General features: G+C 48.3%; 15 protein-coding genes and 1 pseudogene. 15 read left to right on the top strand and 1 reads right to left on the bottom strand.

The genetic code is table 11. The annotated features are described in order from the left end of the window. Nucleotides 1–222: 222 nt before the first annotated feature. Nucleotides 223–546: a helix-turn-helix transcriptional regulator gene (locus EVX52_RS23485; protein WP_129992230.1), complete on the top strand. Its 324-nt coding sequence runs from the start codon at nucleotides 223–225 to the stop codon at nucleotides 544–546. Nucleotides 547–1,171: 625 nt separating this feature from the next. On the opposite strand, the gene EVX52_RS23480 is transcribed toward EVX52_RS23485, so the two are convergent. Further along, complete coding sequence (locus EVX52_RS23480) at nucleotides 1,172–1,870, bottom strand: glutathione S-transferase family protein (RefSeq protein ID WP_129992229.1); 699 nt, start codon at nucleotides 1,868–1,870, stop codon at nucleotides 1,172–1,174. Between the two features lie 165 nt (nucleotides 1,871–2,035). Here EVX52_RS23480 and EVX52_RS23475 point away from each other — a divergent pair, with 165 nt between their 5' ends. The 14 genes and pseudogenes from EVX52_RS23475 to EVX52_RS23415 all read left to right on the top strand — a co-directional run bounded on the left by EVX52_RS23475 (nucleotide 2,036) and on the right by EVX52_RS23415 (nucleotide 14,615). Further along, nucleotides 2,036–2,947, top strand: coding sequence for a LysR family transcriptional regulator (locus EVX52_RS23475; RefSeq protein WP_047611445.1), 912 nt, complete (start codon nucleotides 2,036–2,038; stop codon nucleotides 2,945–2,947). Between the two features lie 150 nt (nucleotides 2,948–3,097). After that, nucleotides 3,098–3,214, top strand: a pseudogene (locus EVX52_RS23470) (IS30 family transposase); the annotation flags it as partial. Nucleotides 3,215–3,331: 117 nt separating this feature from the next. Beyond that, nucleotides 3,332–4,144, top strand: a complete 813-nt coding sequence (locus tag EVX52_RS23465) for a helix-turn-helix transcriptional regulator (RefSeq protein WP_129955373.1) — start codon at nucleotides 3,332–3,334, stop codon at nucleotides 4,142–4,144. Between the two features lie 99 nt (nucleotides 4,145–4,243). Next, nucleotides 4,244–5,659, top strand: a complete 1,416-nt coding sequence (locus tag EVX52_RS23460; protein WP_129992228.1) for an NAD-dependent succinate-semialdehyde dehydrogenase — start codon at nucleotides 4,244–4,246, stop codon at nucleotides 5,657–5,659. Nucleotides 5,660–5,989: 330 nt separating this feature from the next. Continuing rightward, a complete protein-coding gene (locus EVX52_RS23455) occupies nucleotides 5,990–6,670 on the top strand; it encodes a type 1 glutamine amidotransferase domain-containing protein (RefSeq protein WP_129955473.1) in 681 nt (226 codons plus the stop codon). A gap of 156 nt (nucleotides 6,671–6,826) precedes the next feature. After that, the gene (locus EVX52_RS23450; protein ID WP_129992227.1) at nucleotides 6,827–7,582 is read left to right on the top strand and encodes an alpha/beta fold hydrolase; all 756 of its coding nucleotides are present in this window, start codon (nucleotides 6,827–6,829) and stop codon (nucleotides 7,580–7,582) included. A gap of 135 nt (nucleotides 7,583–7,717) precedes the next feature. Next, nucleotides 7,718–8,539, top strand: a complete 822-nt coding sequence (locus EVX52_RS23445) for an alpha/beta fold hydrolase (protein ID WP_120163810.1) — start codon at nucleotides 7,718–7,720, stop codon at nucleotides 8,537–8,539. Between the two features lie 132 nt (nucleotides 8,540–8,671). After that, entirely contained in the window at nucleotides 8,672–8,932 is a 261-nt protein-coding gene (locus EVX52_RS23440; RefSeq protein ID WP_129955378.1) for a DUF1471 domain-containing protein, read from the top strand. A 69-nt stretch (nucleotides 8,933–9,001) separates the two neighbouring features. Beyond that, on the top strand, nucleotides 9,002–9,607 hold the full coding sequence (locus EVX52_RS23435) for a TetR/AcrR family transcriptional regulator (protein ID WP_014333868.1): 606 nt from the start codon (nucleotides 9,002–9,004) through the stop codon (nucleotides 9,605–9,607). A gap of 110 nt (nucleotides 9,608–9,717) precedes the next feature. Continuing rightward, entirely contained in the window at nucleotides 9,718–10,848 is a 1,131-nt protein-coding gene (locus tag EVX52_RS23430) for an alkene reductase (protein WP_129955380.1), read from the top strand. Between the two features lie 19 nt (nucleotides 10,849–10,867). Next, nucleotides 10,868–10,996, top strand: coding sequence for a hypothetical protein (locus EVX52_RS25710; protein ID WP_255466776.1), 129 nt, complete (start codon nucleotides 10,868–10,870; stop codon nucleotides 10,994–10,996). Between the two features lie 692 nt (nucleotides 10,997–11,688). Then, nucleotides 11,689–13,236, top strand: coding sequence for a methyl-accepting chemotaxis protein (locus EVX52_RS23425; RefSeq protein WP_129992248.1), 1,548 nt, complete (start codon nucleotides 11,689–11,691; stop codon nucleotides 13,234–13,236). A 181-nt stretch (nucleotides 13,237–13,417) separates the two neighbouring features. Then, complete coding sequence (locus EVX52_RS23420; protein WP_235174996.1) at nucleotides 13,418–13,873, top strand: DUF5680 domain-containing protein; 456 nt, start codon at nucleotides 13,418–13,420, stop codon at nucleotides 13,871–13,873. A 196-nt stretch (nucleotides 13,874–14,069) separates the two neighbouring features. Then, entirely contained in the window at nucleotides 14,070–14,615 is a 546-nt protein-coding gene (locus EVX52_RS23415) for a chorismate mutase (RefSeq protein ID WP_129992226.1), read from the top strand. Nucleotides 14,616–14,731: the final 116 nt, after the last annotated feature.

Here is a 14,731-nt window from a genome sequence, read left to right as displayed (position 1 = left end):
TACCAGCCATCCCAGTAGACTACTAACTTTATATAAATCCCATTATATAAAGTTAGTAAAAAAGAATCATCTACAGTGAAGTGAGGAATTTTTGGGAGAGAGTGGGTTCTTTTAACATAATTATGATTATGCGTACTTAATTGTTACTCCAAAGCGCTAATTTAGGAAACTGCGAGGAACAGTGATGATGTCGGCTGGCTGTTCGCTCTGGCGGACAAGCGCATGCGTGCGGTGATCAATGCCATACCCGACGCGAAATGGACTCTGCAGAAGCTCGCCGGGCAAGCCGCCATGTCACGCACAACCTTTGCGCTTCGGTTCAAGGAGTTCGTCGGCCTCTCGCCGATGGACTACCTGACGCGCTGGAGAATGGCACTCGCCGCAGACAGGCTGAGGCATTACCGCGACTCAGTTGCTGAGATCGGCCACGCGGTTGGGTATGAGTCCGAGAAATCCTTCAGTACAGCATTCAAACGGGTCATGAATTGTCCGCCACGCCAGTATGGTCGCGGACAACGCACAGCGGGTCACAGCGAACCGACGTGAGAATTGAACGCGCTTGTTCACCTGATCTGCTGGAGCCTTAACGCGTTATGCCTGAGCCTGCATCAAGAAGTCTGACGCCCACGGACCTTTGCGGAATGAAAACCAAACGAGTTGGAGAGATGTTTCATTGAAATAAACAATGTAACACCTCCGCCCCCCTGAAAAGCTGCCCCGCCCCGGGCCAAAGGCCCGGAACAAAGTGGCTTTAAAAGTGAATGTTGTAACTATTAAAAATGTGTCGCTTTAAGAGATGTGGCGTTAACGTTGAAGTACACGCGCGTAAGCGCCAAAGGCGCTTCGCCAGGACCACTCCGGCCACGTACCTTGACGTTTCATTGCTGTTAGCGGGAATGGTCTGGCAGGACGAGGGCTGAGCATCGGTGTTACCTATAAAACCAGGGCGGCTGCGCCGCGCTACCGGCGACCCTTACCGATAACGTTCCTTTCAAAATGGGGTGTCGCCTCCATGCACTGCGCGCATTTGCAACACTAAAAACCGTTACCAACATAGCGTTTTCGTTCGCAGGGAAGCGCTGCAAATTCCTGAATACTCATACCGCCCCAAAGTAGGCCTCTTCGATCGCGCTAAATCCACGGTTGGATTTAGCGCGACTTTAAAGTTAGATCACGCCTTGTTTTCGAGCTCAGGGATACCGCTGCTACGGTCTGCATATGCAGCCTGGAAACTTGGACGCTGCTGCCAGCGCTGCCAGTATGCGTCCAGGAACTCAAAACGTTCGTCCAGCGGCGTAGCATTCACCGGGAACTTCGAGAACGCGATCGCGGTTGCCAGCGTGATGTCGGCAAAAGTAGGCTCGTCGCCCCTCAGCAGCCATTGGCGTCCGTCTGAAAGATGTTTGTTGACCAGTGCAGCATGGGCCAACGCTTCTTTACGGCAGTGTTCGCCCCAAGCTTCGTTCTTCGTCAATTCGAGTTTGAAGCCGAGACCGGTATGCAGAACGTGGAAAGCCGTGACGATTCGATACAGAATGTGAACCCAGATGCGGTTATCCCACATGTTGTCCAAGCCCTGTTCCAGCGGCGTATCCCCCATGATCTTGCGGCCGGGGTAGGACTGGTCCAGGTAACGGACGACAGCTGCAGTTTCGGAGATATAGCTACCGTCAGCGAGCTCGAGGGTCGGCGTCTCACCCCAAGCATTCATTTTCAAGTGACGCCATCCACGCTGTTCGCCAACCGGCGTCATGTCGTAAATAGTCTCCTGGAACTGATCAGCGATTCCCTTTTCATGCATGAACAGGCGCAGGCGCTGTGGGTTAGGGAAAGCCGAAGGCGAAGTGAAAACGTTCAGTTTGCTAGTCATTGTGTCGCTCCTAAAAGTAAATTGAGGTGTAGGTCAAAACCGTGCACTGCTTGAGTAGCGCGGCCTTGTCACGGTGTTGCTGAAGCTGTAGACGTACTTTAATGCGTTGTTCCTGGTTGATAAACCATGTAATAATCAATTCATTTATTACAAATGGTAATCAATATGGCAGCAGGTAACCCACTTCAGCTTGGCAGTATTGAACAGTTCTGCAGAGCAGCGGAGACCGGCAGCTTCACCAGTGCGGCTGAGACTCTCGGTCTGACGCCGGCCGCAGTCAGTCGGTCGATCAGTCGGCTCGAGCAGCGCCTCGGAGTACGTCTTTTTTTGCGGACCACCCGCGCCGTCAAGCTTACAACGGAGGGCGAGCTCTATTGGAAAGAATGTCATCTAGCGCTTGAGCAAATCGCCGAGGCTGAGCGAGCGATCACGGGTTCACAAACCGTCCCTAGCGGACCGCTACGCATTAGCGTCAGTGCTGCTTACGGAACGTTTCGCCTTTTACCCTTGATGCCCAAGTTCACTGATCTTTATCCGCAGATCGATATCGAGATTAGTATCTCGGACAAAATAATCGACTTTGTTGAAGAAGGCTTCGACCTAGCAATCAGGCTAGGCGTTCCGCAAGATTCGCGTCTTGTCGCCTTAAAGCTTGAGGACGCCTCGCTTGGGGTATTTGGAACTCCGACATATCTTGCAAAAAAAGGTGAACCATACCGTATTGATGAGCTCAATCAACACGATTGCATCCAGTACATATCACCGAATACAGGGCGCCCGCTGCAGTGGCTGTTCACCGATGAATTAGGTACTTCAATCGAGAAACAGATAACGAGCCGGATGCGCGTACATAATGATGCGTTAGGGGCTGTCGCTTGGGTTAACGCGGGCGGAGGCCTTTATCAAACCTATCGCTTTGCAGTGGGGGACGCTTTAAGGCGTGGAGACCTTGTAGAGGTCCTTCAAAAATACAGCGGCTGCTCTCGCCCTTTTTCGATTCTCTACCCCCAGAATCGTCATCTATCGGCGCGAGTACGCGCATTTGTTGAGTTCTTGCGCTCAGCAGTGAAATCCTAACTTATAGGATGCGCTCGATATCGAAGTCGCAGCTTTTTTAGCACGATCAGACGTTCTCTCAGCGTTTGCTAGCGGCCCAGGCTGTGTAAAAATGCAAAAGCATAATGTTTTCAGGGGTCGCTTTACCATTCCCTACCTCGCATCCGGTAGTGGCAACGTGGCTCAAATGAAAATACGAACAGGCTGCTCAGACAATATTTTCCAAAAGGAACTGACTTATCAGTTCACAGCCAGCAAAGACTTAACAGTGTTGCCAGACAGCTAAATGAAGGATTTTGTGTATAAATCATTCCGTTGAGCATAGGGTTCAGATGAAGAAAGAAGAGATTCATCAGCATCTTGATGAAGCGTTGGCACAACAGGCACATTTATAGGCAGGCTATTATGGTTAAAAAAACCACTTCAGAGCAGCGTCGTGAACTCGGTGCTTTCCTTGTAAGCCGGCGCGCACGCCTTAATCCTCAGGACTTCGGCATGCAACAGGGTACTCGCCGTACACCCGGTTTACGTCGTGAGGAAGTCGCCGTCCTGGCTGGAGTCAGTGTGAGTTGGTATACCTGGCTTGAGCAGGGGAGAGAGATTAAACCTTCGGCAGATGCACTCCAGCGTATAGCCAAAGTTCTTAAACTTAACAGAATCGAATCATCCCATCTTTTTGCCCTTTCACCGCGCGAAGAGCCGGTACCCCATCCCCTCGCGGATGGTGTGAGTGATGGCCTGAAAAGTTTAGTGCGCGCTATCGATCCCATTCCGGCATATGTGAGAAATGCCCGACTTGATATTCTTGCCTGGAATGATGCTATTGCTGATTTGTTTATTGATTATGGTTCGCTTCAACCTCATGAACGTAATACGTTGCGACTGCTGTTTCTATATCGTCCGTATCGCACGCAGATCCTGGATTGGGAGCCGATGGCACGAGGGATGATCTCCGTTTTCCGCGCGTCACGCGCCCATGCTCAGGACAAAAAGCCTTTTGACCATCTCATTGAAGAACTCTCGGAAAAAAGCCCGGAATTCAAGGAGTGGTGGCTGGATACGGAAGTGAAAGGCATGGGAGAGGGGAGCAAGCGGCTTTTGCATCCCACTTCCGGACATATTGAATTTACCTACGTTGCACTCACGCCAGAGGGGAGACCCGACCTCTCTCTGGTGACCTATATTCCCCGGCACGTTGCCTGTGACTCCCAGTCATAGGATAACAAGACGCCTTCCAGGGATGATTCGACCTGCCTAAACTGGATTTTATCGAAGCACACAACGTGCTTCTCTTAAACCGTTTATGAGGCAAAAACTATGTCATCCCAACATGTCACACAGAATACGCTTTCTATTGATGTCGCGACTTCACGTAATCCTGCGACGGACGAGTTGATCGCGACTTATGCATTCCAAACTGCAGACGAAGTAGAAGGCATGCTGGCAGGTAATAACGCGGCTTTTCGCCTGTGGCGTGCTACTCCCATGTCTAAACGCGTAGAAGCTTATCGTCGTTTATCCGCGATTCTGCGCGAGCGCTCAGAAAATTTGGCAGGGATCATCACCGCTGAAATGGGAAAAACCCTCGCTGCTGCCCGCGCAGAAGTCGAGAAGTGTGCAGCGACTATTGATTGGATTGCCACCAATGGCCCGGCAATCCTCGCAGATGAGCCTGTTTCTGTCGAAAATGACGATCAGGTACATGTCTCCTATCTGCCGATTGGATCTATTTTGGCCGTCATGCCCTGGAACTTCCCTTTATGGCAGGTCATTCGCGCTTCGGGCCCGATTATGCTGTCGGGCAACGGTTTTATCCTCAAGCACGCGCCTAATGTGATGGGCTCTGCCTATGCTTTGCAGGATGCTTATGAGAGTGCAGGCTTCCCTAAAGGTTTATTCGCCAATCTTATTGCTGATAACGAAACTGTTGCAGAAGTGATTGAGGATGATCGCATTGCAGCAGTGACATTGACGGGGAGTATGCGGGCGGGTTCTGCCGTATCGGCGATTGCAGGCAAAGCATTGAAAAAAAGCTTGCTTGAGCTAGGTGGATCAGACGCATTTATTGTGCTCGCTGACGCCAATATTGATTTGGCTGTTAAAGCGGGTGTTGAAGCGCGATTCCAAAATGCGGGCCAGGTGTGCTTAGCCGCGAAACGGTTTATTTTGGAAAAACCCATCGCGGAGGAATTCACACAAAAATTCATCGCGGCCGTCAGACTGTTGAACGTTGGCGATCCGCTGGACCCGCAAAATAGAATCGGGCCCATGGCGCGAAAAGATTTGCGTGATGAATTACATCATCAAGTAGAACGAACTCTCGCAGCCGGCGCGACACTTCTTCTTGGGGGGAATAAAATCGCGGGCCCCGGCAACTTCTATGAGCCTACCATATTGGGCGAAGTAGGCCCGGGAATGGCTGCATTTGATGAGGAAACCTTCGGCCCTGTTGCAGCCATTACTATCGCAGATGACGTCGAGCATGCCATTGAGCTGGCAAATACCAGCGATTACGGCTTAGGGGGCAACCTTTGGACCAGCGATGTTTCCCGTGCCCAGCGAATCGCGCGGCGCTTAGAAACCGGAGGCGTATTCATCAACGGATTTTCTGCCACTAATGCCAGCATCCCGGTTGGCGGCGTGAAAAAGAGTGGGTATGGTCGCGAACTCTCGCACTTTGGCCTGCGTGAATTCACAAATGCTCAGGCAGTTTGGGCAAAGAAAGTTGACTAAGTGCATTATCGATACGTGAAAAAACGCAGTTGAATAAGCAGGAAAATGAGTGGTTTATCTCATCGTGACAGGCATCTGCTATGAGAAGGTGCCTGGCACATAAAAGACCAAAAAGTTTTATTAACTATCTGTAGACGACCGGTCTATTCAGTGTTAGCTTACTCACATGGCAACGGCGACTAAGCGACATAGCACGACAGCCGTTCCGGAAAAATCAAACAGCACGCAGAATTGGCCGGAATAACAGGCACAGGTGAAACATTTTTATTTAAGAACATATTAGACGACTGGTCTAATTCAACTATCACTTTGAAATACTGGAGAGTAATGATGAAAATTCTGATGGTCTTAACCTCACACGACAAACTGGGTGACACCGGCCGCAAAACCGGCTTCTGGCTGGAAGAGCTGGCTGCACCTTACTACGCCTTTAAAGACGCAGGCGCGGAAATTACGCTGGCTTCACCGAAAGGCGGTAACCCGCCGTTAGACCCCAAAAGTAATGAGCCTGACTTCCAGACCGAGCAGACCCACCGCTTCGAGGCAGACCCCGAAGCAACCGCACACCTGGCGTCAACGGTTCGTCTCGACAGCGTTTCACAGGCTGATTACGACGCCGTTTTTTATCCGGGTGGTCACGGCCCTCTGTGGGACCTGGCCGAAGATAAACACTCCATCGCCCTTATCGAAGCCTTCCTGGCGGCAAACAAACACGTCGCTCTGGTCTGCCATGCGCCTGGCGTGCTGCGCCATGTCAAAACCCCGGAGGGAAAACCGCTGGTAGAAGGCCGTAAGGTCACCGGTTTTACCAACAGCGAAGAGGACGCCGTGGGCCTGACGCAGATTGTGCCTTTCCTGGTAGAAGACGAGCTGATTGCCAAAGGCGGGATTTACTCGAAAGGGGCGGACTGGAGTTCTTATGTTGTTACTGACGGCCTGCTGATCACCGGGCAAAACCCAACCTCCTCTACCGAGGCGGCAGAAGAACTGATTAAACAGCTGGGTGCATAACGGTTAATCACGTGGGGAGGGAGTTCTTTAAGCCCTCCCCCACTGAGCAAATCTGGACAACATTACACACCTGAATGTCCGTCCGCTGGCCTGTAAGGCAGGGAGCCAGGATGTCAGGGTATTAACTTAAAAAATGACAATTGAAGGAAATACATCATGTTTAAAAAAACATTGACCACGCTGGCTTTAAGCCTGGTTCTGTCTGTTTATGCTCAGTCTTCAATGGCTGCGCCGGTAAAAAACATCGTTCTGGTACATGGCGCTTTTGTTGATGGTTCAGGTTGGGATCCGGTGGCTCGCATTCTGAATAAAGCGGGCTACAAAGTGTCGATTGTTCAGGAGCCGCAAACCTCGCTGGCTGATGATGTCGCGGCGACTCGACGCGTTCTGGCATTACAAAGTGGTAAATCACTGCTGGTTGGCCATAGCTACGCCGGGATGATCATCAGTGACGCGGGAAATGATCCCTCTGTTGCGGGGCTGGTTTACATCGCAGCGTTCCAGCCGGAGCAAGGTGAATCATTGCTGAGTTTGGCCAAAAAATATCCGCCAGCCGCTCAGTCAATTACTGAAACGCCAGATCACTTCCTTTATATCAAACCGGAAAATTTCCACGCTGACTTTGCCGCTGACTTGCCGGTCAAAGAGACAAATCTGTTGGCGCAATCTCAAGTCATGACCGCAGTAGCAGCATTCGCTGCCCCGGCAGGCGTTCCTGCATGGAAAACGAAGCCAAGCTGGGCCGTCGTGGCGACGCAGGATCGTGCTATTAATCCAGAACTGGAGCGCTTCATGGCTAAACGCGCGCACAGCACCGTCACTGAATTGAAAGGTAACCATGCCATTTACGCATCGCAACCGGAAAAAATTGCGACCCTGATCGAGAAAGCGGCACAAAGCTTATCTCAGTAAACATCAGTTAAATGCTTTCTAGGCCAGTCATTCTGTCAATGACCGCCCAGTGTAAAAGTAAATATACGAAGAAAAATACTTTTAAATCAAATGCTCCGCCCATGAGGCGTCGCCAACAGAAAAGAGAATAAAGAGATGAAAACTATTCAGGTGAAAGACGGTTCTAAGATTGCATACAAAGACTTTGGCAAGGGACAAACCATTATTTTCTCCCACGGCTGGCCATTATCAAGTGATGCATGGGACGCGCAAATGTTGTTCTTCGGTCAGCAGGGGTTCCGTGTCATCGCTCACGATCGCCGTAGCCATGGCAACTCGAGTCAGACGTGGGACGGCAATGATATGGATACCTACGCTGAAGATTTATCATCACTCATCGAGCAGTTAGATCTCCACGACGTCGTTCTGGTTGGACACTCGACCGGCGGTGGTGAAGTCGCACGCTATATCGGTACGTATGGCTCGGCACGCGTCAGCAAAGCCGTACTTATCGGCGCAGTACCTCCGGTTATGCTGCAAAGTGAGAAAAATCCTGGCGGTCTGCCTATGGAAGTGTTTGATGGCATCCGTGCTGCGGTCGAAAAAGACCGTTCTCAGTTCTACAAGGATTTAACCACGCCGTTTTTCAACTATAACCGTTCGTCAGAGACGCCTTCTGAGGGTGTGAGGGAAAGCTTCTGGCTTCAGGGAATGCGGGGTGGGATCAAAGGTCAATATGACTGTATCAAACAGTTCTCTGAGGTTGATTTCACTGATGACCTCAAGAAAATCGATGTGCCAACCCTGATCATGCATGGTGATGACGATCAGATCGTTCCGCTGGCTGACTCTGCCATTCTGTCCGCGCAACTTGTCAAAGATGCGCAGCTCAAGGTCTATGCTGGATTTGGCCACGGGATGACAATCACCCAAGCCGGGACGATTAATGAAGACCTGCTGAGATTCATTGAAGAGTAATGCGATAAGGGACATACAAGGTCCCCATTTATACCCGTTCCCCAGGCATTGAACGAATTTTAAAAAGAATTCAGTGCCTACCCTTGCCCACGTTTAACGTGTGCTTAAAAATAATTTAATGAGGATATGATCATGAAAAAATTAACTAAAGCCTTTGCCGTCATCGTACTGACTGCCGCTTCTTTTGCCACTTTTGCCGCGACCGAAGTCAACGCTGTACCTGTGAAGGGACAAAGTATTGGGGTGATCAACGCTTCAGCTGTCGGAAGCAATTTGAGCGACCTGCAGGACAAACTGGCGGCGAAAGCGACTGAACATGGCGCAACGTCTTACCGTATTATTTCAGCCGGTGGCGATAACCATCTGTACGGCACTGCTGAAATCTACAAATAAGCGTTAGCAAAATGGAATAGTTTTATCTTGCCTGTAGACGACTGGTCTAGTTCTTGGTAGATTGAACCTATGAATACTACAACGCAACTACATAACAATGAAATCCGCGAGCATATTCTGGCGACAGGTCAGCGTATTATGGCGGGTAAAGGATTTTCTGCGGTCGGATTGAACGAAATACTTAAAGATGCTGGTGTGCCTAAAGGCTCTTTCTATCATTACTTTAGTTCGAAAGAAGCTTTTGGCGCAGATATGCTGGCACACTATTTTGATGATTATCTCGCCGATATCGACAGGACACTGGGCCAGCCAGGTCTCAATATGGCTCAGCGACTGATGAACTACTGGCAGCAGTGGCGAGAATCTCAGTCGTTCTCTGACTGTCAGGGTAAGTGTCTTGCCGTGAAATTAGGTGCTGAAGTTGCCGATCTTTCGGACACGATGCGCTTAACGCTAGAGGCAGGCACTTCAGGAATAATCTCGCGTCTGGCACAAGCGTTAGAAACGGGCGTAGCCGAGGGGTCTCTCACTATTGACGATACACCTCGCACTGTGGCAGAAAGCCTCTACCAGCTTTGGGTAGGTGCAAGCGTAATGGTCAAGATTGTTCGAAATACTGGCCCGTTTGATTCAGCGCTGATCACGACAAGAAAAATTATTCATATTACCCCCTAGCAAGGGGGTACTCAGTATAGAGTCGTTTTTTGTATCCGTTTAATATACGACCGGTCTAATATTTGTCACTTAATGTCGCCTCTTACGATGATCACTCATGGAAAATCCTTATGAATCATAAAGCCTTATTCGAGCCAACTCAGCTTGGCCCTTATACCCTTAAAAATCGCATTGTATTCCCCCCACTGACGCGCCAAAGAAGTGAACAACCCGGTAATGTGCCCAGCGACCTCATGGCCGAATATTACCGTCAACGCGCGGGTGCAGGTTTCATGATCACTGAAGGCACTCAGATTGAGCCCCGGGGACAAGGTTATGCATGGACACCGGGAATTTATACTGAGCAACAAATTGAGGGTTGGAAAAAAGTGACCCGCGCTGTCCATGCCGAAGGGGGGATTATTTTTGCACAACTTTGGCATGTGGGACGCGTTTCTCATTCTGCATTGCAACCAGAAGAAAGTGCCCCTGTTGCTCCTTCAGCCATTCAGGCTGAACAAGCAAAGGCTTTTATTGAGACAGGGCCAGGTACGGGCACGTTGGTTACCCCTTCGGTTCCTCGCGAACTGACGCGGTCAGAAATTAAAGACCTCGTGAATTTATATGCCCAGGCGGCGAAAAATGCCATCAGTGCAGGTTTTGACGGGGTCGAGATCCATGCTGCGAATGGTTATTTGGTTAATCAGTTTATTTCAGAGCATGCAAACCAGCGTAAGGATGAATACGGCGGTTCTATTGAAAATCGACTGCGGTTTTTGGATGAAATTGTGCAGGCTATCTCTCATGCAATAGGGCCAGACCGTCTGGGCGTTCGCTTCACGCCTTTATTTTCCAGCACAGATGAAGACCGCGTCTATATCGGCCTGGTTGAAAGTGATCCGCATAAAACCTACGTCGAAGCTGTAAAAATCCTGGAAAACGCCGGTGTGGCCTATATGTCTATAGCCGAAGCCGACTGGGAAAATGCTCCCGACTTACCCGAAGCGTTCCGCCGTGCGATCCGCGCGATATTCAGTGGACGCATCATCTATGCCGGTCGATACACAGCAGAACGTGGTGCCCGGATGGTTGAGGAGCAGTTGGCTGACCTCATCGCATTTGGTCGTCCATTTATCGCTAACCCTGATCTCCCTGAACGCATTGCGAAGGGTTGGGCATTTAACGATCTTAATGCCGCCACGCTGTATGGCGGGACGGGTGAAGGTTTTACTGATTATCCGGTTTACAACGCGCAGCGTTAACGAATTTAAAGGGCATATCATGAACAATGGAATTGAAAATAAAGTTATTTTAATCACCGGCGGTAATACAGGGATCGGTGCTGAGTTTCTGAATGGAGCAGGATTTTGGGTCAGGATCAGTGTAATATTTATGGAAAGATTGGCTTAAATGAACCAGTGGTAGAGGAAAAGAATTATTATCATAACCATTAAATATGGGTTACATATCATGTCTGCATAAATTTGTCTCACTAACTCAAACTGATCAATAATCAATCTACTTTACGCGCCCGAGATGAAAAAAGCCCGCGACAGGCGGGCAAATAGATCAGGATCATTTTTGTATATATTGGGTGAAACACGACTAAGTTAACCTGTCTCTGGTAAACCAATCACAAATGGAGAAGCAAATATTTAACCCTACTCTTACCATTACGTAATCAAACGAATGCTAAGCCGAGAAATGTTCAACATTCTGTTATCAACAGAAACCTAAGAAACTCAAAACAAAATTAAGTAATCGGTTGCTTAATTAATGCGTCTCAATTCTTAAATAATCATTCACACAAGATAAGATAACAATCAACCTGTTGATTTTAATTGTAAATTAAATTAAATAACTAATGTACCCACAAATAACAAAACCAAATTAACACTTCTTCACTGTTATTTACACATTCTCTTTTATTAATATTAAAGATCTGCTCCACCTCCCCCGATAAAGCGTCACAAACCTAAACCGGCGTTAAATCAACTAAACGTTCATTTTGATTGGAAATGTACGGAGTTTATTTGACTTAGCTGCGTAAGGTAACAGTGTTCTCCATAACCTCATTTATGATTCACCTGCCAGAGGGTAATATCTTGACTTTTAATAACATTAAAATTGGTGTGCGTTTAGGGCTCGTTTTTGGATTTATTATCACGCTCTTAATTATCGTGAGCATAACTGCATTCGTAAAAATAAACGCCATCAATGCATTAACCCAGCAAATGATTGAGGTTCGCTACGAAAAAGTCAGGTTGGCTTTTGATGTGCGCTTTCAGGTCAATGAACAGATCAAGTTTCTGCGAGGTGCCGTCATTGATTACGCCAGACCTGAATATAATAATCAGCGCATACAATCGCTTAATAATGCATCATCTGCGACACAACAATTGATTGCAAAAATCACTGCTCTTCAAACGACGGCCATCGGGCAACAAAAAATCAAAGCACTCGCCCAGGCAAACGAAGAATACAGGGAGGCACAGAAAGGATTATTTGCTCTTTTGAAAGCAGGCAAACGTGAAGAGGCAGAAAATTATGTCCTACGCAGCATGCGGGCGCCGGAAGCTGCAATGCTGAAATCCACAGCAGATTTCGCCGACTCTCAGGCTTCACAAATGAAAGAAGAAGGTCGTCAGATACTGCATGAGAGTGCAATGGCAATCAGGATAACCCTGCTGATATCCCTCATGGCCATCATATCTTCCATTATTTTAGGATATTTACTCACCCGCTCTATCACACGTCCGATGATGCATGCTATTCGTATTGCTGAAAACGTAGCCAAAGGCGATCTCACCTCCGAAATACAGGTCAATTCTACGGACGAAACCGGGCAAATGATGCTTGCTCTGCTGAATATGAATAATAACCTGCGGAAAATTGTCAGCGAAGTCCGTTCGGGCACTGACACCATTGCGACGGCTTCTCAGCAAATATCAATGGGAACGCTTGATCTCGCTTCACGTACCGAGCAACAGGCCAGCTCGCTTGAAGAAACGGCCTCTGCGATGGAGCAGATGACATCTACCGTAAAACAAAATGCAGACAATGCCCATCAGGCAAATAACTTGTCCAAATCAGCGTCACGTGTTGCCACCGAAAGTGCCGATGTGGTGAGTCAGGTTGTGGTGACCATGGACATGATTAATGACGCCTCTAAGAAAATTGTCGACATCATCAGCGTCATCGACCGCATCGCTTTCCAGACCAATATTCTGGCGCTCAACGCTGCGGTGGAGGCTGCACGGGCCGGAACGCAGGGAAGAGGATTTGCGGTCGTTGCAACAGAAGTACGTGGCCTTGCACACAGTTCTGCGACAGCAGCCAGAGAGATTAAAAGTCTGATTGAGGAATCCGTTACCCGGGTGGATGAAGGTACCCGTCTGGTCGCTCAGGCGGGCTCAACTATTTCGAACGTCGTGAGCAGCGTAAGCAATGTCACCGGCATTATGGGTGAAATTTCTATCGCCAGTGTTGAACAAAGTACCGGCATCGGTCAGATCAATGCTGCGATCAACCAGATGGACAGCGTCACACAACAAAATGCCTCCCTGGTTCAGGAAGCCTCTTCAGCTGCACAGTCACTGGAGGATCAGGCTGTCCGACTGGTGAAGGCGGTTAGCATGTTTAAACTCTGATAAGGATTTAAACCTCTTAAACGGGGCATTGCTGTTTATCCGCTCCCTGTAGCGTCAGAAAAATTTCCGACGCTACAGGGGAATAAATTATTAACAAATATTTCACTTTTGAAACTTGTCAAATAAAAGATTTTTAACTATTTTTACGACTCTTTAATTTCAGGCAGGAAAAAACATATTAATGAAGGATTTTTTAATCGAAGCAAATCGCTTTCTATACACTGCACCCGATACATTAATTATAAGAAAATTACCTCAGAATGATGTGAATCTCATTGAATACAGTAGGGATAATTATTCGTACAGAAACTACTTTACGGAAGGTAAAATAGTTTTCGGACAGATAATTATCTCGCTAAACAATAATCCAATTTGGTGTATGCAATTTAATGGCGGTGCCACAATACCGTCCCTGGATGAGAGGACAATGCGTAATCTCAGGTTTATTGCGCGTAAGAACCGTGGACAGGCAGATCATCGTTATCCCATCAGGGGGCCCAGAGAAAGTATTTATGCGGATTTGCATTACTTCAATGATGTGTTTGGCTGCCTTGATAAATTTCAGGGACATGAGTTCATTCAAAGTCAGGGGGAAACCTGCTTTAAAATGAAATTCTGTGGTGGGTCATTATGTTAGCGGCTCCTCTCCCGATGAGAAGTCATATTAAATAAATATAATCGGGCAAAAAAACGGCGATTTTCTCCGACAATTTCTTTCACTTCATCAACTGATGACTCACTTTTAGGATTAACGGAAGGTATTTTGTCACGGAACGGTATTATTACCTGAGTAGAGTACCTAACTCATGTTTACTGTTGCGTCAGAGGGTTCTATGGCTTACATCGTGGTTTTTTTATCATCATTGTTTATGGTGGGTTCCGTATTTGCGGCTTCCGTGTCCACCGTTGCGATTTCCTCCCTCACTTCAGCCATGAATCAGCGCATGCTGGACATGAAAGATGTCGCGGATTATAAAGCCGCACACCATCTGCCTGTAGAAGATATGATCCGGGAACAAAGTGTCCTAACCCGTACCCGTGGGGAGGCTGAAGAGTCAGGGCTCGACGGCAGCTCAATACAGCCCTTTATTCAGGCGCAAATGGATGTCGCAAAGGCGATTCAGTATCGTTACTTTGCCCAGTGGTTATCTCAACCACCCGACCGCACGGGTACGCAAAGAAGCCTGGATGACGTCAGGGCGTCCATTTCTCTGCAGGATAAAAAGATTCTTGAAGCTATCAGTCAGAAATTACTTGCTGGCGGCTTCCGTGAGTCAGACGAGTCAGAAATATTTAGTCTATTGCAGGCACCGCATCTGACAGATGCGGATAAAAAAATGTTGATCGGCTCTTTAGTGCATATCAGGCGTATTAAATAACGGCCTTTCATCAATACAGCAACCAGGACGAAAGGAATAACGATCCACTTCAGCAAACATGGGATGTTGAGCCAGCTCGCTGAGCGGTATAGCATTCTGTGCGTTTCAAAATGGAT

It is taken from the genome of Rahnella sp. CFA14(1/10) (genome assembly GCF_004195095.1).
In the GTDB taxonomy this organism is placed as follows: domain Bacteria; phylum Pseudomonadota; class Gammaproteobacteria; order Enterobacterales; family Enterobacteriaceae; genus Rahnella; species Rahnella perminowiae.
The sequence above is the reverse complement of the archived record's forward strand: the minus strand, read 5'-3'. Positions and strand labels throughout refer to the sequence as shown.